The organism is Citrobacter sp. Cb028, assembly GCF_030336705.1.
Lineage (GTDB): Bacteria > Pseudomonadota > Gammaproteobacteria > Enterobacterales > Enterobacteriaceae > Citrobacter > Citrobacter braakii.
In genome coordinates, this window is sequence record NZ_JAOWCZ010000034.1 from 202,484 (window position 1) to 226,144 (window position 23,661).

General features: G+C 53.0%; 20 protein-coding genes, 1 other RNA gene and 1 pseudogene. 17 read left to right on the top strand and 5 right to left on the bottom strand.

Annotation, left to right across the window (positions count from 1 at the left end):
- The first annotated feature begins 41 nt into the window (after window positions 1-41).
- The 9 genes from bolA to fadM all read left to right on the top strand — a co-directional run bounded on the left by bolA (window position 42) and on the right by fadM (window position 10,461).
- Window positions 42-359, top strand: a complete 318-nt coding sequence (gene bolA, locus OGV75_RS10510; protein WP_016152051.1) for a transcriptional regulator BolA — start codon at window positions 42-44, stop codon at window positions 357-359.
- Window positions 360-703: 344 nt separating this feature from the next.
- Window positions 704-2,002, top strand: a complete 1,299-nt coding sequence (gene tig, locus OGV75_RS10515) for a trigger factor (protein WP_003021622.1) — start codon at window positions 704-706, stop codon at window positions 2,000-2,002.
- Between the two features lie 247 nt (window positions 2,003-2,249).
- Window positions 2,250-2,873 carry an ATP-dependent Clp endopeptidase proteolytic subunit ClpP gene (gene clpP / locus OGV75_RS10520; RefSeq protein WP_003021624.1) on the top strand — a complete coding sequence of 208 codons (624 nt, stop codon included), beginning with the start codon at window positions 2,250-2,252 and terminating at the stop codon, window positions 2,871-2,873.
- 126 nt (window positions 2,874-2,999) lie between these two features.
- Window positions 3,000-4,274, top strand: a complete 1,275-nt coding sequence (clpX, locus tag OGV75_RS10525) for an ATP-dependent protease ATP-binding subunit ClpX (RefSeq protein WP_003831013.1) — start codon at window positions 3,000-3,002, stop codon at window positions 4,272-4,274.
- Between the two features lie 184 nt (window positions 4,275-4,458).
- Entirely contained in the window at window positions 4,459-6,813 is a 2,355-nt protein-coding gene (lon, locus tag OGV75_RS10530) for an endopeptidase La (protein ID WP_016152052.1), read from the top strand.
- A gap of 190 nt (window positions 6,814-7,003) precedes the next feature.
- Window positions 7,004-7,294 carry a nucleoid-associated protein HU-beta gene (gene hupB, locus OGV75_RS10535; RefSeq protein ID WP_219352570.1) on the top strand — a complete coding sequence of 97 codons (291 nt, stop codon included), beginning with the start codon at window positions 7,004-7,006 and terminating at the stop codon, window positions 7,292-7,294.
- 267 nt (window positions 7,295-7,561) lie between these two features.
- A complete protein-coding gene (gene ppiD, locus OGV75_RS10540; RefSeq protein ID WP_286480637.1) occupies window positions 7,562-9,436 on the top strand; it encodes a peptidylprolyl isomerase in 1,875 nt (624 codons plus the stop codon).
- Window positions 9,437-9,582: 146 nt separating this feature from the next.
- On the top strand, window positions 9,583-9,957 hold the full coding sequence (locus OGV75_RS10545; RefSeq protein WP_080858954.1) for a helix-hairpin-helix domain-containing protein: 375 nt from the start codon (window positions 9,583-9,585) through the stop codon (window positions 9,955-9,957).
- A 105-nt stretch (window positions 9,958-10,062) separates the two neighbouring features.
- Window positions 10,063-10,461 carry a long-chain acyl-CoA thioesterase FadM gene (fadM, locus tag OGV75_RS10550; protein WP_016152055.1) on the top strand — a complete coding sequence of 133 codons (399 nt, stop codon included), beginning with the start codon at window positions 10,063-10,065 and terminating at the stop codon, window positions 10,459-10,461.
- Between the two features lie 107 nt (window positions 10,462-10,568).
- Here fadM and queC read toward each other — a convergent pair whose 3' ends face one another.
- Both queC and OGV75_RS10560 read right to left on the bottom strand, forming a co-directional pair.
- Window positions 10,569-11,264, bottom strand: coding sequence for a 7-cyano-7-deazaguanine synthase QueC (gene queC, locus OGV75_RS10555; protein WP_003021638.1), 696 nt, complete (start codon window positions 11,262-11,264; stop codon window positions 10,569-10,571).
- 64 nt (window positions 11,265-11,328) lie between these two features.
- Window positions 11,329-13,029, bottom strand: a complete 1,701-nt coding sequence (locus OGV75_RS10560) for an SgrR family transcriptional regulator (RefSeq protein ID WP_047416878.1) — start codon at window positions 13,027-13,029, stop codon at window positions 11,329-11,331.
- A gap of 217 nt (window positions 13,030-13,246) precedes the next feature.
- On the opposite strand from OGV75_RS10560, the gene cof reads away from it, so the two are divergent.
- Window positions 13,247-14,065, top strand: coding sequence for an HMP-PP phosphatase (gene cof / locus OGV75_RS10565; RefSeq protein WP_016152057.1), 819 nt, complete (start codon window positions 13,247-13,249; stop codon window positions 14,063-14,065).
- A gap of 49 nt (window positions 14,066-14,114) precedes the next feature.
- On the opposite strand, the gene OGV75_RS10570 is transcribed toward cof, so the two are convergent.
- A complete protein-coding gene (locus OGV75_RS10570) occupies window positions 14,115-15,170 on the bottom strand; it encodes a PLP-dependent cysteine synthase family protein (RefSeq protein WP_235426169.1) in 1,056 nt (351 codons plus the stop codon).
- 116 nt (window positions 15,171-15,286) lie between these two features.
- Between OGV75_RS10570 and decR the strand changes: the two genes are divergently transcribed.
- From decR to amtB, 5 genes are all read left to right on the top strand, one after another.
- Entirely contained in the window at window positions 15,287-15,745 is a 459-nt protein-coding gene (gene decR, locus OGV75_RS10575; RefSeq protein WP_016152059.1) for a DNA-binding transcriptional regulator DecR, read from the top strand.
- A gap of 44 nt (window positions 15,746-15,789) precedes the next feature.
- Complete coding sequence (locus OGV75_RS10580; protein ID WP_080858958.1) at window positions 15,790-17,562, top strand: SmdA family multidrug ABC transporter permease/ATP-binding protein; 1,773 nt, start codon at window positions 15,790-15,792, stop codon at window positions 17,560-17,562.
- Window positions 17,555-19,333: a SmdB family multidrug efflux ABC transporter permease/ATP-binding protein gene (locus tag OGV75_RS10585; RefSeq protein WP_016152061.1), complete on the top strand. Its 1,779-nt coding sequence runs from the start codon at window positions 17,555-17,557 to the stop codon at window positions 19,331-19,333. The genes OGV75_RS10580 and OGV75_RS10585 overlap by 8 nt, the downstream gene beginning before the upstream one ends.
- A gap of 256 nt (window positions 19,334-19,589) precedes the next feature.
- On the top strand, window positions 19,590-19,928 hold the full coding sequence (glnK, locus tag OGV75_RS10590; RefSeq protein WP_003021657.1) for a P-II family nitrogen regulator: 339 nt from the start codon (window positions 19,590-19,592) through the stop codon (window positions 19,926-19,928).
- Window positions 19,929-19,959: 31 nt separating this feature from the next.
- Entirely contained in the window at window positions 19,960-21,246 is a 1,287-nt protein-coding gene (amtB, locus tag OGV75_RS10595; RefSeq protein ID WP_008783954.1) for an ammonium transporter AmtB, read from the top strand.
- A gap of 49 nt (window positions 21,247-21,295) precedes the next feature.
- Here amtB and tesB read toward each other — a convergent pair whose 3' ends face one another.
- Window positions 21,296-22,156 (bottom strand): acyl-CoA thioesterase II, encoded by an 861-nt coding sequence (gene tesB / locus OGV75_RS10600; protein WP_200013867.1) that lies wholly within the window; start codon window positions 22,154-22,156, stop codon window positions 21,296-21,298.
- A gap of 212 nt (window positions 22,157-22,368) precedes the next feature.
- Here tesB and OGV75_RS10605 point away from each other — a divergent pair, with 212 nt between their 5' ends.
- Window positions 22,369-22,938, top strand: coding sequence for a YbaY family lipoprotein (locus tag OGV75_RS10605; protein WP_016152063.1), 570 nt, complete (start codon window positions 22,369-22,371; stop codon window positions 22,936-22,938).
- 31 nt (window positions 22,939-22,969) lie between these two features.
- On the opposite strand, the pseudogene OGV75_RS10610 reads toward OGV75_RS10605, so the two are convergent.
- A pseudogene (locus OGV75_RS10610) lies at window positions 22,970-23,359 on the bottom strand (MGMT family protein).
- Window positions 23,360-23,443: 84 nt separating this feature from the next.
- Here OGV75_RS10610 and ffs point away from each other — a divergent pair.
- An RNA gene (gene ffs / locus OGV75_RS10615) (signal recognition particle sRNA small type) lies at window positions 23,444-23,540 on the top strand.
- The last annotated feature ends 121 nt before the right edge of the window (window positions 23,541-23,661 follow it).

Here is a 23,661-nt window from a genome sequence, read left to right on the forward strand (position 1 = left end):
AGGGATGGGTGACATCTCAGCGTTGTCGGAGGAAAAACTTCATGATGATTCGTGAGCAAATAGAAGAAAAATTAAGGGCAGCGTTCCAACCCGTGTTCCTCGAAGTTGTGGATGAAAGCTATCGTCACAATGTCCCGGCAGGTTCTGAAAGCCACTTTAAGGTTGTGCTGGTTAGCGATCGCTTTACAGGTGAGCGTTTTCTGAATCGTCATCGGATGATTTACAGCACCTTAACGGTGGAGCTTTCCACAACCGTTCATGCACTTGCCCTGCATACCTACACCATTAAGGAGTGGGAAGCGTTGCAGGATACGATTTTTGCATCGCCTCCGTGTCGTGGGGCGGGAAGCATCGCGTAAAAACGGATTTGCAACAACCGACGCTTTTCCAGTATGTTGCTACATATTATGTGAAAACGGCCTGCGGGCCGTTTTGTTTTGTCTGAATTCTGGGGCAGTCGTACAGTATTCAGACAAAAATTAGCCGGGAATTGTGAAAAAAGCCGCAGCAACGCGCGATAACCGTTCTCGACTCATAAAAGTGATGCCGCTATAATGCGCGTCTTATTTTTCGGAATGTCTTCGGGATGATTCTGACGACAGGGAATGTGATTGCTTATGAGAACATCCCAGTTCCGCGAAGCCAACAACCTGTGCTTGCGGAGAAGAGTTGACCGAGCACTGTGATTTTTTGAGGTAACAAGATGCAAGTTTCAGTTGAAACCACTCAAGGCCTTGGCCGCCGTGTAACGATTACTATCGCTGCTGACAGCATCGAGACCGCTGTGAAAAGCGAGCTGGTCAACGTAGCGAAGAAAGTGCGTATTGACGGTTTCCGCAAAGGAAAAGTACCGATGAATGTTGTTGCTCAGCGTTATGGCGCGTCTGTTCGCCAGGACGTTCTGGGCGACCTGATGAGCCGCAACTTCGTTGACGCGATCATCAAAGAAAAAATCAATCCGGCTGGCGCACCGAACTACGTTCCGGGCGAATACAAACTGGGTGAAGATTTTACTTACGCGGTAGAGTTCGAAGTTTACCCGGAAGTTGAGCTGACTGGCCTGGAAGCAATCGAAGTTGAAAAACCGGTTGTTGAAGTCACCGACGCTGACGTTGACGTGATGCTGGACACCCTGCGTAAGCAGCAGGCTACCTGGAAAGACAAAGACGGCGCTGCTGATGCAGAAGACCGTGTAACCATCGACTTCACCGGCTCTGTAGACGGCGAAGAGTTCGAAGGCGGCAAAGCGTCTGACTTCGTACTGGCGATGGGCCAGGGTCGTATGATCCCAGGCTTTGAAGAAGGCGTTAAAGGCCACAAAGCTGGCGAAGAGTTCACTATCGATGTGACCTTCCCGGAAGAGTACCACGCTGAAAACCTGAAAGGTAAAGCCGCTAAGTTCGTTATCAACCTGAAGAAAGTTGAAGAGCGCGAACTGCCTGAACTGACTGAAGAATTCATCAAACGTTTCGGCGTTGAAGATGGTTCCGTAGCGGGTCTGCGCGCTGAAGTACGTAAAAACATGGAACGCGAGCTGAAAGGCGCTGTGCGTAACCGCGTTAAATCTCAGGCGATCGAAGGTCTGGTAAAAGCTAACGACATCGACGTTCCGGCTGCTCTGATCGACAGCGAAATCGACGTTCTGCGTCGTCAGGCTGCACAGCGTTTTGGCGGCAACGAAAAACAAGCTCTGGAACTGCCGCGTGAACTGTTCGAAGAACAGGCTAAGCGTCGCGTAGTTGTAGGTCTGCTGCTGGGCGAAGTGATTCGTACCAACGAGCTGAAAGCTGACGAAGATCGCGTTAAAGGCCTGATCGAAGAGATGGCTTCTGCTTACGAAGATCCGAAAGAAGTTGTTGAGTTCTACAGCAAAAATAAAGAGCTGATGGACAACATGCGTAACGTCGCTCTGGAAGAGCAGGCTGTTGAAGCCGTTCTGGCGAAAGCGAAAGTGACTGAAAAAGCCACTTCCTTCAACGAGCTGATGAACCAGCAGGCGTAATTCGTCGCTTATTTAGCACGAATTTCGTACGCAAGCCCGTCACCTTTTGGTGGCGGGTTTTTTTTTGTCACGGATTTTGCATGGGAAGAGTGCGAAAACAGCGTTTCAGTGTTAGCGTTACAACAAAAGATTGTTATGCTTGAATTATGGCGATGTCGTACCCATTACTGAGGGACTAGCTGATAATCCGTCCATAAGGTTACAATCAGCACAGCAGGTTTTTTCAAATTTTATCCAGGAGACGGAAATGTCATACAGCGGCGAACGAGATAACTTTGCACCCCATATGGCGCTGGTGCCGATGGTCATTGAACAGACCTCACGTGGTGAGCGCTCTTTTGATATCTATTCTCGTCTACTTAAGGAACGCGTCATTTTTCTGACCGGCCAGGTCGAAGACCATATGGCTAACCTGATCGTGGCGCAGATGCTGTTCCTGGAAGCAGAAAACCCAGAAAAAGATATCTACCTGTACATCAACTCCCCTGGTGGAGTGATCACTGCCGGGATGTCTATCTATGACACCATGCAGTTTATTAAGCCGGACGTCAGCACCATTTGTATGGGCCAGGCGGCCTCAATGGGCGCGTTCCTGCTGACTGCCGGGGCGAAAGGTAAACGTTTTTGCCTGCCTAACTCTCGCGTCATGATCCACCAGCCTCTGGGCGGTTACCAGGGCCAGGCAACGGATATTGAAATTCATGCCCGTGAAATCCTGAAGGTAAAAGGGCGCATGAACGAACTTATGGCGCATCATACGGGTCAATCTCTTGAGCAGATTGAACGTGATACCGAGCGCGATCGCTTCCTCTCCGCTTCTGAAGCGGTAGAGTACGGTCTGGTCGACTCGATTTTGACCCATCGTAATTAATGCCCAGTGCGCAGGTGTACCGCTATAATTACCTGGAGCGGCACAACGCTGACTAGCGTCTTGCGCCTGAGAATGGCATTTGCGTCGTCGTGTGCGGCACAAAGAACAAAGAAGAGGTTTTGACCCATGACAGATAAACGCAAAGATGGCTCGGGCAAATTGTTGTACTGCTCTTTTTGCGGCAAAAGCCAGCATGAAGTGCGTAAGCTGATTGCCGGACCATCCGTGTATATCTGCGACGAATGTGTTGATTTATGTAACGACATCATTCGCGAAGAGATTAAGGAAGTAGCACCGCACCGTGAACGCAGTGCGCTGCCGACGCCACATGAAATTCGCAACCACCTGGACGATTACGTTATCGGTCAGGAGCAGGCGAAGAAAGTGCTGGCGGTCGCGGTATACAACCATTACAAACGTCTGCGCAACGGCGACACCAGCAATGGCGTCGAGTTGGGCAAAAGTAACATCCTGCTGATTGGCCCGACGGGTTCCGGTAAAACGCTGCTGGCTGAAACGCTGGCACGCCTGCTGGACGTTCCGTTCACTATGGCCGATGCCACCACGCTGACCGAAGCTGGTTATGTGGGTGAAGATGTTGAAAATATTATTCAGAAACTACTGCAGAAGTGCGATTACGACGTGCAGAAAGCACAGCGCGGGATCGTCTATATCGATGAAATCGACAAGATTTCTCGTAAGTCTGACAACCCGTCCATTACCCGTGACGTTTCCGGCGAAGGCGTACAGCAGGCGCTGTTGAAACTGATCGAAGGTACGGTTGCTGCCGTTCCACCGCAGGGGGGGCGTAAACATCCTCAGCAGGAATTCCTGCAGGTTGATACCTCCAAGATCCTGTTTATCTGCGGCGGTGCCTTTGCCGGTCTGGATAAAGTCATTGCTAACCGTGTTGAAACGGGCTCCGGCATTGGTTTTGGCGCAACGGTAAAAGCGCAGTCTGATAAAGCCAGCGAAGGTGAACTGCTGTCGCAGGTGGAGCCGGAAGATCTGATCAAATTTGGTCTGATCCCTGAGTTCATCGGGCGTCTGCCGGTTGTAGCGACGCTGAGCGAACTGAGTGAAGAAGCGCTGATCCAGATCCTGAAAGAGCCGAAAAATGCCCTGACCAAGCAGTACCAGGCGCTGTTCAATCTTGAAGGTGTTGATCTGGAATTCCGTGAGGAAGCGCTGGATGCGATCGCCAAGAAAGCGATGGCACGTAAAACCGGTGCTCGTGGTCTGCGTTCTATCGTCGAAGCCGCGCTGCTTGACACCATGTACGATCTGCCTTCTATGGAAGACGTCGAAAAAGTGGTGATCGATGAGTCGGTGATTGGCGGCCAGAGCAAGCCATTGCTGATTTACGGTAAGCCGGAAGCGCAGCAGGCATCTGGCGAATAATTCATCAATTCATACAGACATTTAATTAATAAGGGGGGATTTTATCTCCCCTTTTATTTTTCCGTAAACATGGCGTTGAATGTGTGGGAAACATCCCCATATACTGACATACATGTTAAAGGTGGTGTGGAGCACAGTCGTACCACCTGATTACCTGGCGGAAACTAAACTAAGAGAGAGCTCTATGAATCCTGAGCGTTCTGAACGCATTGAAATCCCCGTATTGCCGTTGCGCGATGTGGTGGTTTATCCGCACATGGTCATACCCTTATTTGTAGGGCGGGAAAAATCTATCCGTTGTCTGGAAGCGGCTATGGACCATGATAAAAAAATCATGCTGGTTGCCCAGAAAGAAGCGTCAACGGATGAGCCGGGTGTAAACGATCTTTTCACCGTCGGGACCGTGGCCTCTATTTTGCAGATGCTGAAACTGCCTGACGGCACCGTAAAAGTGCTGGTCGAGGGGTTACAGCGCGCGCGTATTTCAGCGCTGTCTGACAACGGTGAGCACTTCTCTGCGAAAGCGGAGTACCTTGACTCGCCTGCTATTGATGAGCGCGAACAGGAAGTGCTGGTGCGTACCGCTATCAGCCAGTTCGAAGGCTATATCAAGCTGAACAAGAAAATCCCGCCCGAAGTGCTGACGTCGCTGAACAGCATTGACGATCCTGCACGTCTGGCGGACACCATCGCTGCGCACATGCCGCTGAAGCTTGCTGACAAGCAGTCCGTACTGGAGATGTCAGACGTTAACGAACGTCTGGAATATCTGATGGCGATGATGGAGTCTGAAATCGATCTGCTGCAGGTTGAGAAACGCATTCGCAACCGCGTGAAAAAGCAGATGGAAAAATCCCAGCGTGAGTACTATCTGAACGAGCAGATGAAAGCCATTCAGAAAGAGCTCGGCGAGATGGACGATGCGCCGGACGAAAACGAAGCGTTGAAGCGTAAAATCGACGCGGCGAAAATGCCGAAAGAGGCAAAAGAGAAAGCGGAAGCAGAACTGCAGAAGCTGAAAATGATGTCTCCGATGTCAGCGGAAGCGACCGTAGTCCGTGGCTACATCGACTGGATGGTTCAGGTGCCGTGGAATGCGCGTAGCAAGGTCAAAAAAGATCTGCGTCAGGCTCAGGAAATCCTCGATACTGACCATTACGGTCTGGAACGCGTCAAAGACCGTATTCTTGAGTATCTCGCGGTTCAAAGCCGTGTGAATAAAATCAAGGGGCCGATCCTGTGCCTGGTTGGGCCGCCGGGGGTAGGTAAAACTTCTCTGGGACAGTCCATCGCTAAAGCAACCGGACGTAAATACATCCGTATGGCGCTGGGCGGCGTGCGTGATGAAGCTGAAATTCGCGGTCACCGCCGGACCTATATTGGTTCGATGCCGGGTAAACTGATCCAGAAAATGGCTAAAGTGGGCGTTAAAAACCCGCTGTTCCTGCTTGATGAGATCGACAAAATGTCTTCCGACATGCGTGGCGATCCGGCTTCCGCACTGCTTGAGGTGCTGGATCCAGAGCAGAACGTGGCGTTCAGCGATCACTACCTGGAAGTGGACTACGATCTCAGCGACGTGATGTTCGTTGCGACCTCTAACTCTATGAATATTCCCGCACCGTTGCTGGATCGTATGGAAGTGATCCGTCTGTCCGGGTATACCGAAGACGAGAAGCTGAACATTGCTAAACGTCACCTGTTGCCGAAACAGATTGAGCGTAACGCGCTGAAAAAAGGCGAGCTGACGGTCGACGATAGCGCCATTGTGGGCATTATTCGTTATTACACCCGTGAAGCTGGCGTGCGTAGTCTGGAGCGTGAAATTTCCAAACTGTGCCGTAAAGCGGTGAAACAGCTGCTGCTCGACAAGTCGCTGAAACATATTGAGATCAATGGCGACAACCTGCACGACTACCTGGGCGTACAGCGCTTTGACTATGGCCGCGCGGACAACGAAAACCGCGTTGGTCAGGTAACCGGTCTGGCATGGACGGAAGTGGGCGGCGATCTGCTGACCATCGAAACCGCTTGCGTACCGGGTAAAGGTAAGCTGACCTACACCGGTTCTCTGGGTGAGGTCATGCAGGAATCCATTCAGGCTGCGCTGACCGTGGTGCGCGCGCGTGCGGAAAAACTGGGTATTAATCCGGACTTTTACGAAAAACGCGATATCCACGTTCACGTACCTGAAGGGGCGACGCCGAAAGACGGTCCAAGTGCGGGTATTGCCATGTGTACCGCGCTGGTTTCTTGTCTGACCGGTAACCCGGTTCGCGCCGACGTGGCGATGACCGGCGAGATCACCCTGCGTGGCCAGGTTCTGCCTATTGGTGGTTTGAAAGAAAAACTGCTGGCAGCACACCGTGGTGGTATTAAAACGGTCTTAATTCCAGACGAAAACAAACGCGACCTGGAAGAGATTCCGGACAACGTAATTGCCGATCTGGACATCCATCCGGTGAAACGCATTGAGGAGGTTCTGACGCTCGCGTTGCAAAATGAGCCCTCCGGAATGCAGGTTGTGACCGCAAAATAGTGACCTCGCGCAAAGAGCACTAATAAAAACAGGGCTGGCAGACCATTTCGGACTTGCCAGCCTTTTTTTGTATAGCTAATTTAGATGACGGATTGGGCTTGCCATCATTAACGGGTGTTGTAAGGGCATGGCAGGCCTGATATAACTGCTGCGCGTTCGCACTTTGAAGGATTCAGGTGCGATATAAATTATAAAGAGGAAGAGAAGAGTGAATAAATCTCAACTGATCGACAAAATTGCTGCAGGGGCTGATATCTCTAAAGCTGCGGCTGGACGTGCGTTAGATGCAATTATTGCTTCTGTTACCGAATCTCTGAAAGAAGGTGATGACGTAGCGCTGGTAGGTTTTGGTACTTTTGCCGTTAAAGAGCGTGCTGCCCGTACTGGTCGCAACCCGCAAACAGGTAAAGAGATCACCATCGCCGCGGCTAAAGTACCGGGCTTCCGTGCAGGTAAAGCACTGAAAGACGCGGTAAACTAAGTGATTTCCCCTTTGGGGATGTGACGAAGTACAAGGGCGCATCGACTGATGTGCCTTTTTTATTTGTAATTCCGGTACTTTCTACGCGTTGTGGGCTGACAATTGCCCCTGTTTCTTGTCACAATAGGCCTTTGTACGCAGCGTTCAGGAAACGCTATGCTGCGTGAAGCATATATACTCAAAATCCTTGCCGCCGCTGTTGTGACAACGCGCAGGCGGCTTGAGAGATAACGCGTATAGTCATCTACAGCGGAGTGTGGTTACACCATGATGGACAGCTTACGCACGGCTGCTAACAGTCTCGTGCTCAAGATTATTTTCGGTATCATTATCGTGTCGTTCATTTTGACCGGCGTGAGTGGTTACCTGATTGGCGGGGGCAATAACTTCGCCGCCAAAGTGAATGGCCAGGAGATTAGCCGCGGGCAGTTCGAGAATGCGTTCAACAGCGAACGTAACCGCATGCAGCAACAGCTGGGCGATCAATACTCCGAACTGGCTGCGAACGAAGGCTACATGAAAACGCTGCGTCAGCAGGTGCTGAATCGTCTTATTGACGAAGCGCTGCTGGATCAGTACTCCCGCGAGCTTAATCTCAACATCAGCGACGATCAGGTTAAACAGGCTATTTTCGCCACGCCTGCGTTCCAGGTGGACGGTAAATTTGATAACAATCGCTACAACGCGATTGTTAATCAGATGGGAATGACCGCAGACCAGTACGCTCAGGCATTACGTAATCAGCTTACTACCCAGCAACTGATTAACGGCGTTGCCGGTACGGACTTCATGCTGAAAGGCGAAACGGACGAGCTGGCGGCGCTGGTCGCACAGCAGCGTATCGTTCGCGAGGCGACAATTGACGTTAACGCACTGGCCGCGAAGCAGTCTGTTACCGAGCAGGAAGTTGCCAGCTACTACGAGCAGAATAAAAACAACTTTATGACGCCGGAACAGTTCCGCGTGAGCTACATCAAGCTGGATGCTTCTGCTATGCAGGAGATGGCCAGCGATGCTGATATTCAGGCTTATTATGACCAGCATCAGGATCAGTTCACTCAGCCGCAGCGTAACCGCTACAGCATCATTCAGACCAAAACGGAAGATGAAGCCAAAGCGGTACTGGACGAGCTGAACAAAGGCGGTGATTTCGCTGCGCTGGCAAAAGAAAAATCTGCTGACATCATCTCTGCCCGTAAAGGCGGTGATATGGGATGGCTGGAAGATTCCACCACCCCGGATGAGCTGAAGAATGCCGGTCTGAAAGAGAAAGGCCAACTGTCAGGTGTGATTAAGTCTTCCGTTGGTTTCCTCGTTGCGCGTCTTGACGACGTACAGCCTGCGCAGGTTAAACCGCTGAGCGAAGCCCGTGACGACATTGCGGCGAAAGTGAAGCAGGAAAAAGCGCTGGATGCCTACTATGCGCTGCAGCAGAAAGTGAGCGATGCCGCCAGCAACGATAACGAATCCCTGGCGGGCGCGGAGCAGGCGGCGGGTATGAAAGCGGTTGAAACGGGCTGGTTTAGCCGTGACAGCCTGCCGGAAGAGCTGAACTTCAAACCGGTCGCTGACATCATTTTCAATGGTGGTTTGGTTGGTGAGAACGGTACGCCTGGCAGTAACTCCGACATCATCACCGTGGATGGCGATCGCGCGTTTGTACTGCGTATTGCAGAGCACAAAGCTGAAGCCGTTAAACCACTGGCTGAAGTGAAAGATCAGGTAACTGCGCTTGTTAAGCACAATAAAGCAGAGCAGCAGGCGAAGCTTGATGCCGATAAACTGCTGGCGGATCTGAAAGCTGGTAAAGGCGATGAAGCCATGAAAGCGGCGGGTCTGAGCTTTGGCGAGGCGAAAACGCTGAGCCGTACGGGTCAGGATCCGCTGAGTCAGGCGGCCTTTGGCCTGAGCCTGCCGGCGAAAGATAAACCGAGCTACGGCGTGGCGAACGACATGCAGGGTAACGTTGTACTGCTGGCGCTGGACGAGGTGAAAGCCGGTTCTATGCCTGAAGAGCAGAAGAAAGCGATGGTTCAGGGGATTACCCAGAACAATGCGCAGATTGTCTTTGAAGCGCTGATGAGCAACCTGCGTAAAGCCGCAAAAATTAAAGTCGGTGACGCATTGGAACAGCAGCAATAACCGAGGCTACTCGCAAAAAATTGCAAAAAGTTGTATCAACCAAAGGCCGCTTTCGCGGCCTTTTCCATTTCTGATATTTGCCGTTTGTCTGCCGTTCTGCACCTCGCTATCGTGATTCCACTGTTAACAAACAAGGAGAAAACAGTATGAAACATGGAATCAAAGCCCTGCTTATTACCCTTTCATTGACCTGCACCGGTATGGCTCAAAGCGCACTGGCTGCAGAGCCAGTCGCCAAAAGCCAGGCGACTCAAGCCAAAGCGGATGCTACGGGAGTAGCACAAAGCAAAGCCACGCAACCGGCTAAAGCGAGCGATGATGAAGGCACCAGGGTAAGCATCAACAGCGCTTCTGCGGAGGATTTAGCGCGAGTCATGAATGGCGTAGGTCTGAAGAAAGCACAGGCGATTGTCAGCTATCGTGAGGAGTACGGGCCGTTTAAAACGGTGGAGGACTTAAAGCAGGTGCCGGGCATGGGGAGTTCGCTGGTAGAGCGCAATCTGGCAGTTTTAACACTTTAATAACTTGCAGAGTGCTGAAAGTTTGCCAGACTGTAGAGGTCATACCAGTTATGACCTCTTACCCTGAAGTGTGTTCCTATAAAAACAACGTAAGGCTCCTGCGCTATGCAAACACAAATCAAAGTTCGTGGTTTTCATCTTGATGTCTATCAGCACGTTAACAATGCTCGCTATCTTGAGTTTCTGGAAGAAGCCCGCTGGGATGGCCTGGAAAACAGCGACAGCTTTCAGTGGATGACCGCACACAACATCGCTTTTGTGGTCGTGAATATTAACATTAACTACCGCCGCCCTGCGGTGCTGAGCGACCTGCTGACCATTACCAGTCAGGTGCAACAGTTAAATGGCAAAAGCGGTGTGTTGAACCAGACTATCACCCTGGAGCCGGAAGGACAGGTGGTGGCAGACGCGTTGATTACCTTCGTCTGTATTGATTTGAAAACGCAAAAGGCGCTACCGCTGGAAGGGGAGTTGCGCGAAAAACTGGAGCAGATGGTGAAGTGATGGAAGGAAGCCTGACGGCGCTTTGCTTATCAGGCTTACGGGCGATATTGACCACGGTGAATGTCGAAAGCCGGATAAGGTGCGTGCACCGCCATCCGGCAAAACGATCACTTTAGTCCTGTTTTCTGCTTCATTGCCGCCATCACTGCCGGTTTATCTGCCAGATAATGGTTCAGGCCGTTGGCGCGCAGATTACAGGCCGCGCAGTGACCGCAACCGTCACCTTTGATGCCGTTATAGCAGGTCAGCGTTTCTTCGCGTACCAGGTCCAGCTTGCCCCAGTAATCGGCCAGTGCCCAGGTTTCGGCTTTATCGATCCACATCAGCGGGGTTTCAAAGCGGATATCTTTCGCCATTCCCAGGCTTACGGCATGGTTCAGGGCTTTGACGAACTCATCGCGGCAGTCCGGATATCCAGAGAAATCCGTTTCACAAACGCCGGTAATGACTGCCTCCGCCTGCACCTGATACGCGTAAATCGCCGCCAGCGTTAAAAACAGAATATTGCGTCCTGGCACAAAGGTATTAGGAATGCCGTTCGCATCCGGTTCGTAATCGGGTACCGGAATGTTATCGCGGGTCAGGCTACTGACGGCCAGTTCGCTGAGCAGCGTTACATCAAGTACCTTGTGCGCACGCGCGCCAAGTTTTAAGGCCAGGTCACGTGCGACATCAATCTCTGCGCGATGGCGCTGACCATAATCAAAGGTCACGCAGTGCACTTCATCATACTGATGCAGCGCTTGCGCCAGACAGGTTGTGGAGTCCTGACCCCCACTGAATACAACAACGGCACGTTTCATGGTTTTTCCTGACAAATAACGAAACCCTTATGGTAGCGTCTGGGCGTGTCGCCGACCAGCTTCTTCACGCCGACGGGGGCGGTAGCCAGGCTTCGGTAAATTCAAACCAGCCGCGAGGATTCAGGCGTACGCCGTTCACGCCCGGCGGAGCGCTAATACGATAGTGATAATTGAACAGCGGTGTCAGGGTCGCGTCATGCATCAGCGAGGCGAAAACGTGTTGTAAAGCCGCATGACGATCGTCCTCATCGGCCTGGATTTGCAGGGCATCCAGGGTGGTTTGCAGATGAGTATATGCTGGCGAGCTCAATACATGTGACCAGAGTTGATCGCAGCGCAGCCACTGTTCGAGGGTATATTCAGGTGCTTCGCCAATCAGCCTGTCGCCCATCATCAGGTCGGCCTGGGCTAAAGGATGGTCGCCATCCCAGTTTTTAGCATTATGAAAAATAAGCGTTAATTCACAGCCGAGTAGCGCCAGCGCCTGGCGAAGCTGTTCAGCCATGGCGTGCAATTCTACCGGCAGGTGATAGGCCAGCGTAAGTTTTTCCGGTAGCGGCACGTCGTCCAGTTCATCCCATTGGGGGATCGTCCATCCCGGCAGCAGCGCATTGCTTGGCGTGATCAGGTTTTCATCCACGTCAAGCGTTTGTAGCAGGGAAGAGCGGTGGATAATATTGACCAGGCGACGGGCCTGCTGCGTATTCAGCCGCGCGCTTTTTCTGAGCGTGAGATAGCAGAAACCGAGGCTGATCCCGCTGCTTACCTGGCTTAGCATGGGAAGCTCTTCGGGTTTACCAATTGCAATTTGAACCGGATGGCGACAGCTGGTGCCCAAATCCTGGGAGAAAAGCTGCGGGGTTATCCAGTATTCAATGGCTTTTAGTAGCGGATGACTCAGGTGGTAGTGATCGTGACTCTCGATGCGCACCAGGTCTGGGGTAAACAGCGTCAACCGGAACGGACCGGTACCAACAAACGGGAGTTCGGGATGTGCCAGGTGACTGCTGTAGCTTGCCAGACGATGCGCCAGCCAGAAGTCGGGGCGATGCAAAATAAAGGTTAGGCACTGGGGATGCGTCACCTCAATGCGCTTTACGCTGATAAACAGCTTATTTAACGCGGGTAGCTCTAACAGCTTCAGCAACTGTTGATGTAGCTGTGTGCTGCTGACCGCATCGCCGTTATGCCAGTACAGGGTGGAGCGAATATAGAAATCCCAGCGCTGGCCGTCGGCGGAGATATTCCAGTGGTGGGCTAAATCTCCGCAGGGGCGTTGCGTAATACTGTCGAACCGGGTCAGGCCCGAGAATATTTGTCCGGCGAGGTGTTGCTCTGCGCGACCGGGGAGAAATCCAGGGTGCAAAGGGTCGAGCTGGCGGTAATAGGGGATGCGCAGGGTTGGCGTGTCGTTTTGCCACTGACCACCCATAAACGGCTGGAGCAGCGTTCTTAATTCTCCCGGCGCCAGCTGAGCCAGCTCAAGTACGCTAAGTTGCTCCCCCTTTTGCAGCGCTTGTTCCATCATAATGCTGCGTAGCGAATCTGGCGTCACCAAAAAGCGCAGCTGCCCGCGTTTCCCACGCCCCGACTGGGCGTGCCACTCCAGCCAGCCAGCATCCTGCGCTTGCTTCAGCAGGGTACGCACGTGGCGCTCGCTGCAAAAACAGCGTTCTGCCAGCTCCCCGACGGTCACCGACTGCGGTTCTCCCGCCGACGGCTGCCACAGGCGTTGGTACTGATTCAGGCGATTCAACAATCTCATATACACGTCATCCTTCAAGCTGCCTCTTTGTTGGCGGCGTTAATTCACCCCAGTCACTGCATGCTCCTGGACGTTCATTCACTTGCCGCCTGGATGCAACTTGAATGATTTTGTGTAATAAACCCGGAACAATTCATTTTATCTATTCACTATTACTTCCGTATATCTCAGGTGATACTGAATCACAAGTTAACCGCGTCACAGTGTGGAGAAAGAAATGGCTCGTCTGGCTGCATTTGATATGGATGGCACCCTTTTGATGCCGAATCACCATTTAGGTGACGAAACGCTTTCAACGCTGGCGCGCCTGCGTGAACGCGAGATCACCCTGACATTTGCCACCGGCCGCCATGTGCTGGAGATGCGCCATATTTTGGGTTCTATCTCACTGGACGCCTTTTTGATCACGGGTAACGGCACGCGCATTCACTCTGTTGAGGGCGATGTATTGCACCGTCAGGATCTGGATCCGACTGTGGCGGATATCGTGTTACATCAGAAGTGGGATACCACAGCCAGCATGCATGTCTTTAATGACAACGGTTGGTTCACCGGACAAGAGATCCCATCGCTGCTACAGGCGCATGTGTATAGCGGATTTCGCTACCAGATCGTCGATGTGAAACGTATCCCGGCTCATCAGGTAACGAAAGTCTGTTTCTGTGGGGATCATGACTCCCTGATCCAATTACGCATTCAACTGAATGAGGCGCTGGGTGAGCAGGCAAATCTCTGTTTTTCCGCGGTTGATTGCCTTGAGGTGCTGCCGGTGGGCTGTAACAAAGGGTCGGCGCTGGCGGTACTAAGCGACCACTTAGGTTATTCAATGGCCGAATGTATGGCGTTTGGCGATGCCATGAACGATCGCGAAATGTTAGGTAGCGTTGGGCGCGGCCTGATTATGGGTAACGCGATGCCACAACTGATTGCTGAACTGCCGCATTTGTCGGTGATTGGGCATTGCCGCAATCAGGCGGTGTCACACTTTTTGACGCATTGGCTGGACAATCCGCATCTACCTTATTCCCCCGAATGAGAGATCCCTTCCAGCAAGCCAGACTTCGCGTCTGGCTTTTTTTATCCCATTAATGGGTGTTCAGAAGCCGGGTGAGTTCCGCTTTCCACGGCGTTAAATCACCGATGTGCGTGTCGATCCACTGCGGGTTGTAGTAGGTTTCAAGATAGCGTTCGCCGCTGTCGCACAGCAGCGTGACCAGTGAACCGATTTCTCCGGCATCGCGCATACGGGCGGCAAGTTGCAGCGTTCCCCACATGTTGGTGCCGGTTGAAGCGCCGACTTTGCGGCCCAACTGCGTTTCCAGCCAGTGTGCGGTGGCCACGCTTGCGGCATCCGGCACGCGCAGCATTTCATCGACTACGTCAGGAATGAAGGAGGGTTCGACACGTGGGCGGCCGATGCCTTCGATTTTGCTTCCTACCGGGCTGCGTAACGTTGCATCGCGATCCTGCCAGAAGGACAGAAAGACTGAGTTTTCCGGATCCACCACCATCAGGCGGGTGTCGTAGCCCTGACAACGAATATAGCGGCCAATGGTTGCAGAGGTGCCGCCGGTTCCGGCGCTCATTACAATATGGCGGGGGACGGGGTTGGGCTCGCACTGCATCTGACGGAAGATGCTGTCAGCAATATTGTTATTGCCACGCCAGTCGGTAGCGCGCTCAGCATAAGTGAACTGGTCCATGTAATGACCGTTCAGCTCACGCGCCAGCTGTTCAGAGGCCGCATAGATTTCACAGGCGCTTTCCACGAAATGACAGCGACCACCGTAAAACTCAATCTGTTCAATTTTACGCTTCGCCGTACAGGAAGGCATGACGGCAATAAATGGCAGCCCTAACAGTCGGGCGAAATAAGCCTCAGAGACCGCCGTTGAACCGGACGATGATTCAATGATGGTGGTGCCTTCTTTAATCCAGCCATTGCACAATCCGTACAGAAACAGTGAACGCGCCAGACGATGCTTCAGGCTCCCGGTGGGATGCGTGCTCTCATCTTTTAAATAGATCTGAATGCCCGGGAACGCCGGTAGCGACAGACGAATGAGATGCGTATCCGCAGAACGCTGATAATCCGCGTTGATTTCATTGATGGCGTTTTTAACCCAGGAGCTATTCATCATTAATAGATATCCATTTGTCATTTTGTGCCAAGAATAGCGAAAAGGACGGAAAAAATTGTTGCCATTTAGCCTTTAAAATAGAATGTAAGGAGAAAATTCTTCTCTGTGGAGTGGATATGTTAGACAAAATTGACCGTAAGCTGCTTAGCTTACTGCAACAGGACTGCACCCTTTCTTTGCAGGCGTTAGCAGATGCCGTTAATCTGACTACCACCCCCTGCTGGAAACGCCTCAAACGGCTTGAGGATGACGGTATCCTGCTGGGTAGAGTCGCCCTGTTAGATCCAGAAAAACTGGGGCTGGGGCTGACCGCGTTTGTGCTGATTAAGACTCAGCATCACAGCAGTGAATGGTATTGCCGCTTTGTCACCGAAGTCACCGGTATGCCGGAGGTTCTGGGGTTCTGGCGTATGGCAGGGGAGTATGATTACCTGATGCGAGTGCAGGTCGCCGATATGAAAAGCTACGATGAATTTTATAAGCGCCTGGTGAACAGCGTACCGGGCCTGTCTGACGTCACCTCCAGCTTTGCGATGGAACAGATTAAATACACAACTGCTCTCCCTATTGAATAACTCTCCCGGCGCTTATTGCCGGAAATCTTGTCAGGACATAACGCGTGCGATTATTTGCTCAATTAAGCTGGTACTTCCGCCGGGAGTGGCGTCGCTACCTCGGGGCGGTGGCCCTGCTTATCATCATCGCTATCCTTCAGCTTATTCCGCCGAAAGTGGTCGGGATCATTGTGGATGGCGTGACGACTCAACGCTTCACCACCGAGTGGCTGCTGATGTGGGTGGGAACAATTGCCCTGATTGCAGTGGTGGTTTATTTGCTGCGCTATGTCTGGCGCGTGCTGCTGTTTGGCGCATCCTACCAACTGGCGGTTGAGCTGCGGGAAGATTATTACCGTCAGTTGAGTCGCCAGCATCCAGAATTTTATCTGCGTCACCGCACGGGCGATCTGATGGCGCGTGCGACCAACGATGTTGATCGGGTCGTATTTGCCGCCGGAGAAGGCGTGCTGACGCTGGTAGATTCGCTGGTAATGGGATGTGCGGTGCTGATCGTGATGTCAACGCAGATAAGCTGGCAGCTGACGTTAATTGCGCTGCTGCCGATGCCGGTGATGGCGTTGATGATCAAACGTTACGGCGATCGACTCCATAACCGCTTTAAGCTGGCGCAGGCGGCGTTTTCCAGTCTCAACGACCGTACTCAGGAAAGCCTGACCAGTATTCGCATGATCAAGGCCTTCGGTCTGGAGGATCGGCAATCGGCATTATTTGCCGCCGATGCCGAAGATACTGGTAAGAAAAACCTGCGCGTGGCGCGCATTGACGCCCGCTTTGATCCCACGATTTATATCGCCATTGGCATGGCTAACTTACTGGCGATTGCTGGGGGAAGCTGGATGGTGGTGCACGGTTCGCTGACGCTCGGCCAGCTCACCAGCTTTATGATGTATCTCGGTTTGATGATTTGGCCGATGCTGGCGCTGGCATGGATGTTTAACATCGTCGAACGTGGCAGCGCGGCGTACAGCCGTATTCGCGCCATGCTGTCTGAAGCGCCGGTGGTGGATGACGGCACTGAACCGGTACCGGAAGGGCGTGGGGAGCTGGCGGTGGCGATTCGCGAATTTTGCTACCCGCAAACGACACACCCGGCGCTGGAAAATGTGAACTTCCAGCTTAAACCTGGGCAGATGTTGGGCATTTGTGGGCCTACCGGCGCGGGGAAAAGTACGGTGCTGTCGCTGATTCAGCGTCATTTTGATATCACCCACGGCGATGTGCGCTTTCATGATATCCCCTTAACGCGATTACAACTGGATAGCTGGCGCAGCCGGCTGGCAGTTGTCAGCCAGACGCCATTCCTGTTTTCGGATACCGTTGGCAATAACATCGCGTTAGGACGCCCTCAGGCCACGCAGGAAGAGATCGAGTATGTGGCGCGCCTTGCCAGCGTTCATGAGGATATTTTACGTCTTCCGCAGGGCTACGACACCGAAGTGGGCGAACGTGGGGTGATGCTGTCTGGTGGGCAAAAACAGCGTATTTCTATCGCTCGAGCGCTACTCCTGAACGCTGAAATCTTGATTCTGGATGATGCGCTGTCGGCGGTAGATGGTCGTACCGAGCATCAGATCCTGCATAACCTGCGCCAGTGGGGCGAAGGCAGAACCGTCATTATTAGCGCCCACCGTTTATCGGCCCTGACGGAAGCCAGCGAGATTATCGTGATGCAGCATGGGCATATTGCCCAGCGCGGCGAGCATGATGCGTTAGTGCAGCAGCCTGGCTGGTATCGCGATATGTACCGCTATCAGCAACTGGAAGCGGCGCTGACTGATGCACCAGAGATAAACGAGGAGGCGGCTAATGCGTAGTTTTGGGCAATTATGGCCGACCCTGAAAAGATTGCTGGCGTATGGCTCTCCATGGCGAAAACAGCTGGCTATTGCGGTAGTCATGCTGTGGGTGGCGGCTGCGGCGGAAGTCAGCGGTCCGCTGCTGATTAGCTATTTTATCGATAACATGGTGGCGAAGAATAATCTGCCGCTGGCGATGGTCGCCGGGCTGGTTGCGGCATATATCGGTCTACAACTGCTGGCGGCTGGCCTGCATTACGCGCAGTCATTGCTGTTTAACCAGGCGGCAGTTGGCGTAGTACAGCAGTTGCGCACCGACGTAATGGACGCTGCGCTGCGCCAGCCGCTCAGCGCCTTTGATACTCAACCTGTCGGGCAGCTAATCTCCCGCGTGACCAACGACACTGAAGTTATTCGCGACCTGTACGTGACGGTGGTAGCAACAGTCCTGCGCAGCGCGGCATTAATTGGCGCCATGCTGGTAGCGATGTTCAGCCTTGAGTGGCGTATGGCGTTAGTGGCGATGGCCATTTTCCCGGCCGTGCTGGTGGTGATGGTGATTTATCAACGCTACAGCACCCCGATTGTGCGCCGGGTTCGCGCTTATCTGGCGGATATTAACGATGGCTTTAACGAAGTCATCAACGGCATGAGTGTTATCCAGCAGTTCCGCCAGCAGGCGCGATTTGGCGAGAGAATGGGCGAAGCAAGCCGCTCGCACTATATGGCGCGTATGCAAACCCTGCGACTGGATGGTTTTTTGTTGCGCCCGCTGCTTAGCCTTTTCTCGGCGCTGATCCTCTGCGGATTGCTGATGCTGTTCAGTTTTACCTCTGGCAGCTCGATCGAGGTTGGCGTGCTGTACGCGTTTATCAGCTACCTCGGCCGTTTGAACGAACCGCTGATCGAGTTGACCACTCAGCAATCAATGTTGCAGCAGGCGGTTGTCGCCGGTGAGCGAGTGTTCGAACTGATGGATGGGCCACGTCAGCGCTATGGTGAAGATGAGCGGCCGCTAAAGAGCGGGGACATTGAGGTGGATAACGTTTCATTTGCCTATCGCGACGACAATCTGGTGCTGCAAAATATCAGTTTGTCCGTGCCTTCGCGCAGCTTTGTGGCTTTGGTCGGACACACCGGCAGTGGTAAAAGCACGCTCGCCAGTCTGTTGATGGGTTACTACCCGCTGACGCAGGGGGAAATCCGCCTTGATGGACGGCCGCTGTCTTCACTGAGCCACGGTGCGTTACGTCAGGGCATCGCCATGGTGCAGCAGGATCCGGTGGTGATGGCAGATACCTTCCTGGCGAACGTCACGCTGGGCCGCGATATCTCAGAAGAGCGGGTATGGCAGGCGCTGGAGACCGTGCAACTGGCAGAACTGGCGCGAGGTCTGAGCGAGGGGATTCATACCCGGCTGGGCGAGCAGGGCAATAATCTCTCTGTTGGTCAAAAACAGCTGCTGGCGTTGGCGCGGGTGTTGGTTGAAACGCCACAGGTGTTGATCCTCGACGAAGCCACGGCCAGTATTGACTCCGGTACTGAACAGGCCATTCAGCAAGCTCTGGCGGCGGTACGTGAACACACCACGCTGGTGGTGATTGCGCATCGGTTATCGACGATTGTCGATGCGGACACCATTCTGGTGCTGCATCGCGGTCAGGCGGTTGAGCGTGGTACGCACCAGCAATTACTGGCGGCGCAAGGCCGTTACTGGCAGATGTATCAGCTGCAGCTGGCGGGTGAAGAGTTAGCCGCCAGTACGCAAGACGATTCTGTTATCGCCTGATGGCGCGGCGCTTACCCGGTCTGGGGCCAGCGCGGTCTCGTAGGCCGGATAAGGCGTTTACGCCGCCCTCTGGCAATCAACAATCTGGTGCAAAAATGTAACGCACTATGCACCGTTATAGTGCGTTTTTTCTTTTTCTCTCCCGGAAGTACCCTGAGAACCTGAATCATCCCGCCTTTTTCATTTCTGGCACATCCCTTGCAATATTCCTCTCGTGTATCTGCAGCCACTACTGAATTCTGACTGGAGGGGATCTATGAAGCTGGTTACCGTGGTAATCAAACCGTTCAAACTGGAAGACGTCCGTGAAGCATTGTCGTCTATTGGTATTCAGGGGCTGACCGTCACCGAAGTGAAGGGGTTTGGCCGACAGAAAGGTCATGCTGAGCTGTACCGTGGGGCTGAATATAGCGTCAATTTTCTGCCGAAGGTGAAGATTGATGTGGCGATTGCCGACGACCAACTGGATGGCGTGATTGATGTCATCAGTAAGGCGGCATACACCGGAAAAATTGGCGACGGCAAAATCTTCGTCGCCGAGCTGCAACGTGTGATTCGTATTCGTACCGGCGAAGCCGACGAAGCCGCACTGTAACGTCTGGCACACAGTGATAGGAAACCAAAAAATGAAGATAGCAACGATGAAAACAGGTATTGCTTCACTGGCGCTGCTGCCGGGACTGGCGATGGCGGCACCGGCGGTTGCGGATAAAGCGGATAACGCTTTTATGATGATCTGTACCGCGCTGGTGTTGTTTATGACCATCCCTGGCATTGCGCTGTTCTACGGCGGTTTGATTCGCGGTAAGAACGTGCTGTCGATGCTGACTCAGGTTACGGTGACATTTGCTCTGGTTTGTATTTTATGGGTGGTTTATGGCTACTCACTGGCCTTTGGCGAAGGAAATAATTTCTTCGGCAACTTCAACTGGGTATTGCTGAAGAATATTGCGCTGACGGCGGTAACGGGGAGCTTCTACCAGTACATTCACGTTGCTTTTCAGGGCTCGTTCGCCTGCATCACCGTTGGGCTAATCGTCGGTGCGCTGGCTGAACGTATTCGCTTCTCCGCGGTGCTGATTTTTGTGGTGGTATGGTTAACGCTGTCGTACATCCCCATTGCCCATATGGTCTGGGGCGGCGGCTTGCTGGCTTCCCACGGCGCGCTGGATTTTGCCGGCGGAACGGTTGTGCACATCAACGCGGCGATTGCCGGTCTGGTAGGCGCGTATCTGATTGGCAAACGTGTCGGTTTTGGCAAAGAAGCTTTTAAACCGCATAACCTGCCGATGGTTTTCACCGGTACCGCTATTCTCTACATTGGTTGGTTTGGCTTTAACGCTGGTTCAGCGGGTACGGCAAATGAAATCGCCGCACTGGCCTTCGTCAATACCGTGGTCGCCACCGCTGCAGCCATCCTTGGATGGATCTTCGGTGAATGGGCGCTGCGTGGTAAACCGTCTCTGCTGGGCGCCTGCTCTGGTGCCATTGCGGGTCTGGTGGGCGTAACACCTGCATGTGGCTACATCGGTGTCGGCGGCGCGCTGATAATCGGTGTCGTTGCGGGTTTGGCAGGCCTGTGGGGCGTGACCATGCTGAAGCGTTTTCTGCGTGTGGACGATCCGTGTGACGTGTTTGGCGTTCACGGCGTGTGCGGCATTGTCGGCTGTATCCTGACCGGAGTTTTCGCTGCCAGCTCTTTGGGAGGCGTGGGCTTTGCCGAGGGCGTGACCATGGGGCATCAGCTGCTGGTGCAACTGGAAAGCGTGGCGATCACCATCGTCTGGTCTGGCGTGGTGGCTTTCATTGGCTATAAGCTGGCGGATATGACGGTTGGTTTGCGCGTACCGGAAGAGCAGGAGCGCGAAGGGCTGGATGTAAACAGTCACGGCGAGAACGCTTACAACGCCTGATTCTCAATTTGCCGGATGGCAACGCTTTTGCGCCACCATCCGGTAATTCTCAATTGCGATTACGCATTACCCCTTCCTGAACGGTAGAAGCGACCAGCACGCCATCCTGGGTATAAAACTCTCCGCGTACAAAGCCCCGGGCACCGGATGCCGAAGTACTCTCGACGTTATACAGCAGCCATTCATTGATATTAAACGGACGGTGGAACCACATGGAATGGTCAATGGTGGCGATCTGAATCCCTTTTTCCAGGAAGCCAATCCCGTACGGTTGCAGCGCAACAGGCAGGAAGTTCAGGTCTGAGGCATAACCCAGCAGAAACTGATGGACGCGCAGATCGTCCTGCAGCACGCCGTTAGCTCGGATCCATACCTGGCGCGTCGGAGGTGCGACGTGACCTTTTAGGGGATTATGAAACTCGACAGGGCGTACTTCCAACGGACGATCGTTGATAAATTTTTCTTTCAACAGCGGCGGCAGCAAATGCGCCACTGAGCGGGCAATTTCCGTTTCTGATTTCAGCTCATCGGGACCCGGCGCATCCGGCATGGTTTTCTGATGTTCAAATCCGTCTTCCGGTGCCTGAAAAGAGGCAGTCATGTAAAAAATGGGTTTACCATTCTGGATCGCGGCAACGCGGCGCGCGCTGAAGCTGTTACCATCACGCAGGACTTCCACATCATAGATGATGGGCTTTTGGCTATCGCCGGGGCGTAAAAAGTAGCTGTGAAAAGAGTGTACCAGACGCTCTTCCGGTACGGTTTCTTTTGCGGCATATAGCGCCTGACCGACAACCTGTCCCCCAAAAACCTGACGTAACCCTAAGTCTTCACTTTGGCCCCGAAAGAGTCCTTCTTCAATTTTTTCCAGATTTAACAATGTCAGCAAATTTTTCAGTGCCAGACTCATACGTGCTCTCCAGGTGATATCGATGTCGCAGCGAGGTAGGCAGAGTATAACGCAATTTTAAAAGTGGTCCGATGGGTGCAATTGTCTGAATTACTGGCCTATTACAGGCAAAAATAGCTGTCCTGTGCCACACTTAGTCACGTTATGTTTTTGTTAACCACTCTTCTGGCGAGGAAAGTTCTCGCTGGTGCATAGATGATAAGGAGAATTTAATGAAACTCGTGCACATGGTAAGTGGTTTAGCGGTTGCAGTCGCTCTGGCGGCCTGTGCCGATAAAAGCGCTGATATTCAGACACCTGCGCCAAGCCCTAATACGTCAATTTCTGACACACAGTCTAAAATTCAGCAGCCAAATGTCTCCGGGACAGTATGGATCCGTCAGAAAGTGGCCTTGCCACCCGATGCGGTGCTAACCGTTACGCTGTCAGATGCTTCACTGGCCGATGCGCCGTCAAAAGTGCTGTCGCAAAAAGCGGTTCGTACTGAAGGTAAACAAGCGCCATTCAGCTTTGTATTACCGTTCAACCCGGCAGATATTCAACCTAACGCCCGTATTCTGTTGAGTGCGGCTATTACGGTAAATGATAAACTGGTCTTTATTACTGATACCGTTCAGACGGTCATCAATCAGGGTGGGACTAAAGCCGACCTGACGCTGGTCCCGGTACAGCAAACAGCAGTACCGGTTCAGGCGAGCGGTGGGGCTACTACCACGGTTCCGTCAACGTCACCAACCCAGGTGAATCCGTCATCTGCGGTTCCGGCTCCCACGCAGTACTAAGGTCGTTGTAACCCTCTCCGCCTGGAGAGGGTTAGTACACCCAGCGATAGCGCTGTAAATCGATCTGTCCGCTTCCTGAAACCACTATTCCTTCAGCCAGCAACGCCTGACGTTGTCGTTGCAGGTCGGGACCCGTCAGCGAAATGGCTCCGTGGCGATTGACCACCCGATGCCAGGGCAGGGTGCTGCCTTCGGGGAGACGCTTAAGCACGCCGCCTACCTGACGCGCAGCGCGCGGCGATCCCGCAAGCCTGGCAACATCGCCATACGTGGTGACGAAACCTTCGGGGATTGAAGCGACGATTTGCCAGACGCGTTGGGGGAAAGAGTCCTGTATATCCATCATTTATTCCTGCGCTAATCCTCCAGCATAATGCCGAATGGCGAAGGAGTGAAGCCGCATTGCACAAGAAAACAGCATCCGATGCTGGATGGGTTGCAATTACAGGGTGCAGCAGTGATAATGCGCCTGCGCGTTGGTTAACAACGCTCTCAATGGGGGCTCTGTTGGTTCTCCCGCAACACTACTCTGTTTACCAGGTCAGGTCCGGAAGGAAGCAGCCAAGGCAGATGACGTGTGTGCCGGGATGTAGCTGGCAGGGCCCCCACCCATTTCAGCCGTCCGGCAATTTCTCTTTTGTTTATCTTCTTTTCTTTGTCATCGTATCGTCATTTTATTGTCATCAAATACTGTCACTGTGTTTTGGGGATGTTATTTGAGCT

Excerpts from the sequence above, each read along its gene's own strand:
- bolA (WP_016152051.1), top strand. The coding sequence starts at position 42 with ATGATGATTCGTGAGCAAATAGAAGAAAAATTAAGGGCAGCGTTCCAA.
- tig (WP_003021622.1), top strand. The coding sequence starts at position 704 with ATGCAAGTTTCAGTTGAAACCACTCAAGGCCTTGGCCGCCGTGTAACG.
- clpP (WP_003021624.1), top strand. The coding sequence starts at position 2,250 with ATGTCATACAGCGGCGAACGAGATAACTTTGCACCCCATATGGCGCTG.
- clpX (WP_003831013.1), top strand. The coding sequence starts at position 3,000 with ATGACAGATAAACGCAAAGATGGCTCGGGCAAATTGTTGTACTGCTCT.
- lon (WP_016152052.1), top strand. The coding sequence starts at position 4,459 with ATGAATCCTGAGCGTTCTGAACGCATTGAAATCCCCGTATTGCCGTTG.
- ppiD (WP_286480637.1), top strand. The coding sequence starts at position 7,562 with ATGATGGACAGCTTACGCACGGCTGCTAACAGTCTCGTGCTCAAGATT.
- OGV75_RS10545 (WP_080858954.1), top strand. The coding sequence starts at position 9,583 with ATGAAACATGGAATCAAAGCCCTGCTTATTACCCTTTCATTGACCTGC.
- fadM (WP_016152055.1), top strand. The coding sequence starts at position 10,063 with ATGCAAACACAAATCAAAGTTCGTGGTTTTCATCTTGATGTCTATCAG.
- queC (WP_003021638.1), bottom strand. The coding sequence starts at position 11,264 with ATGAAACGTGCCGTTGTTGTATTCAGTGGGGGTCAGGACTCCACAACC.
- OGV75_RS10560 (WP_047416878.1), bottom strand. The coding sequence starts at position 13,029 with ATGAGATTGTTGAATCGCCTGAATCAGTACCAACGCCTGTGGCAGCCG.
- cof (WP_016152057.1), top strand. The coding sequence starts at position 13,247 with ATGGCTCGTCTGGCTGCATTTGATATGGATGGCACCCTTTTGATGCCG.
- OGV75_RS10570 (WP_235426169.1), bottom strand. The coding sequence starts at position 15,170 with ATGATGAATAGCTCCTGGGTTAAAAACGCCATCAATGAAATCAACGCG.
- decR (WP_016152059.1), top strand. The coding sequence starts at position 15,287 with ATGTTAGACAAAATTGACCGTAAGCTGCTTAGCTTACTGCAACAGGAC.
- OGV75_RS10585 (WP_016152061.1), top strand. The coding sequence starts at position 17,555 with ATGCGTAGTTTTGGGCAATTATGGCCGACCCTGAAAAGATTGCTGGCG.
- glnK (WP_003021657.1), top strand. The coding sequence starts at position 19,590 with ATGAAGCTGGTTACCGTGGTAATCAAACCGTTCAAACTGGAAGACGTC.
- amtB (WP_008783954.1), top strand. The coding sequence starts at position 19,960 with ATGAAGATAGCAACGATGAAAACAGGTATTGCTTCACTGGCGCTGCTG.
- tesB (WP_200013867.1), bottom strand. The coding sequence starts at position 22,156 with ATGAGTCTGGCACTGAAAAATTTGCTGACATTGTTAAATCTGGAAAAA.
- OGV75_RS10605 (WP_016152063.1), top strand. The coding sequence starts at position 22,369 with ATGAAACTCGTGCACATGGTAAGTGGTTTAGCGGTTGCAGTCGCTCTG.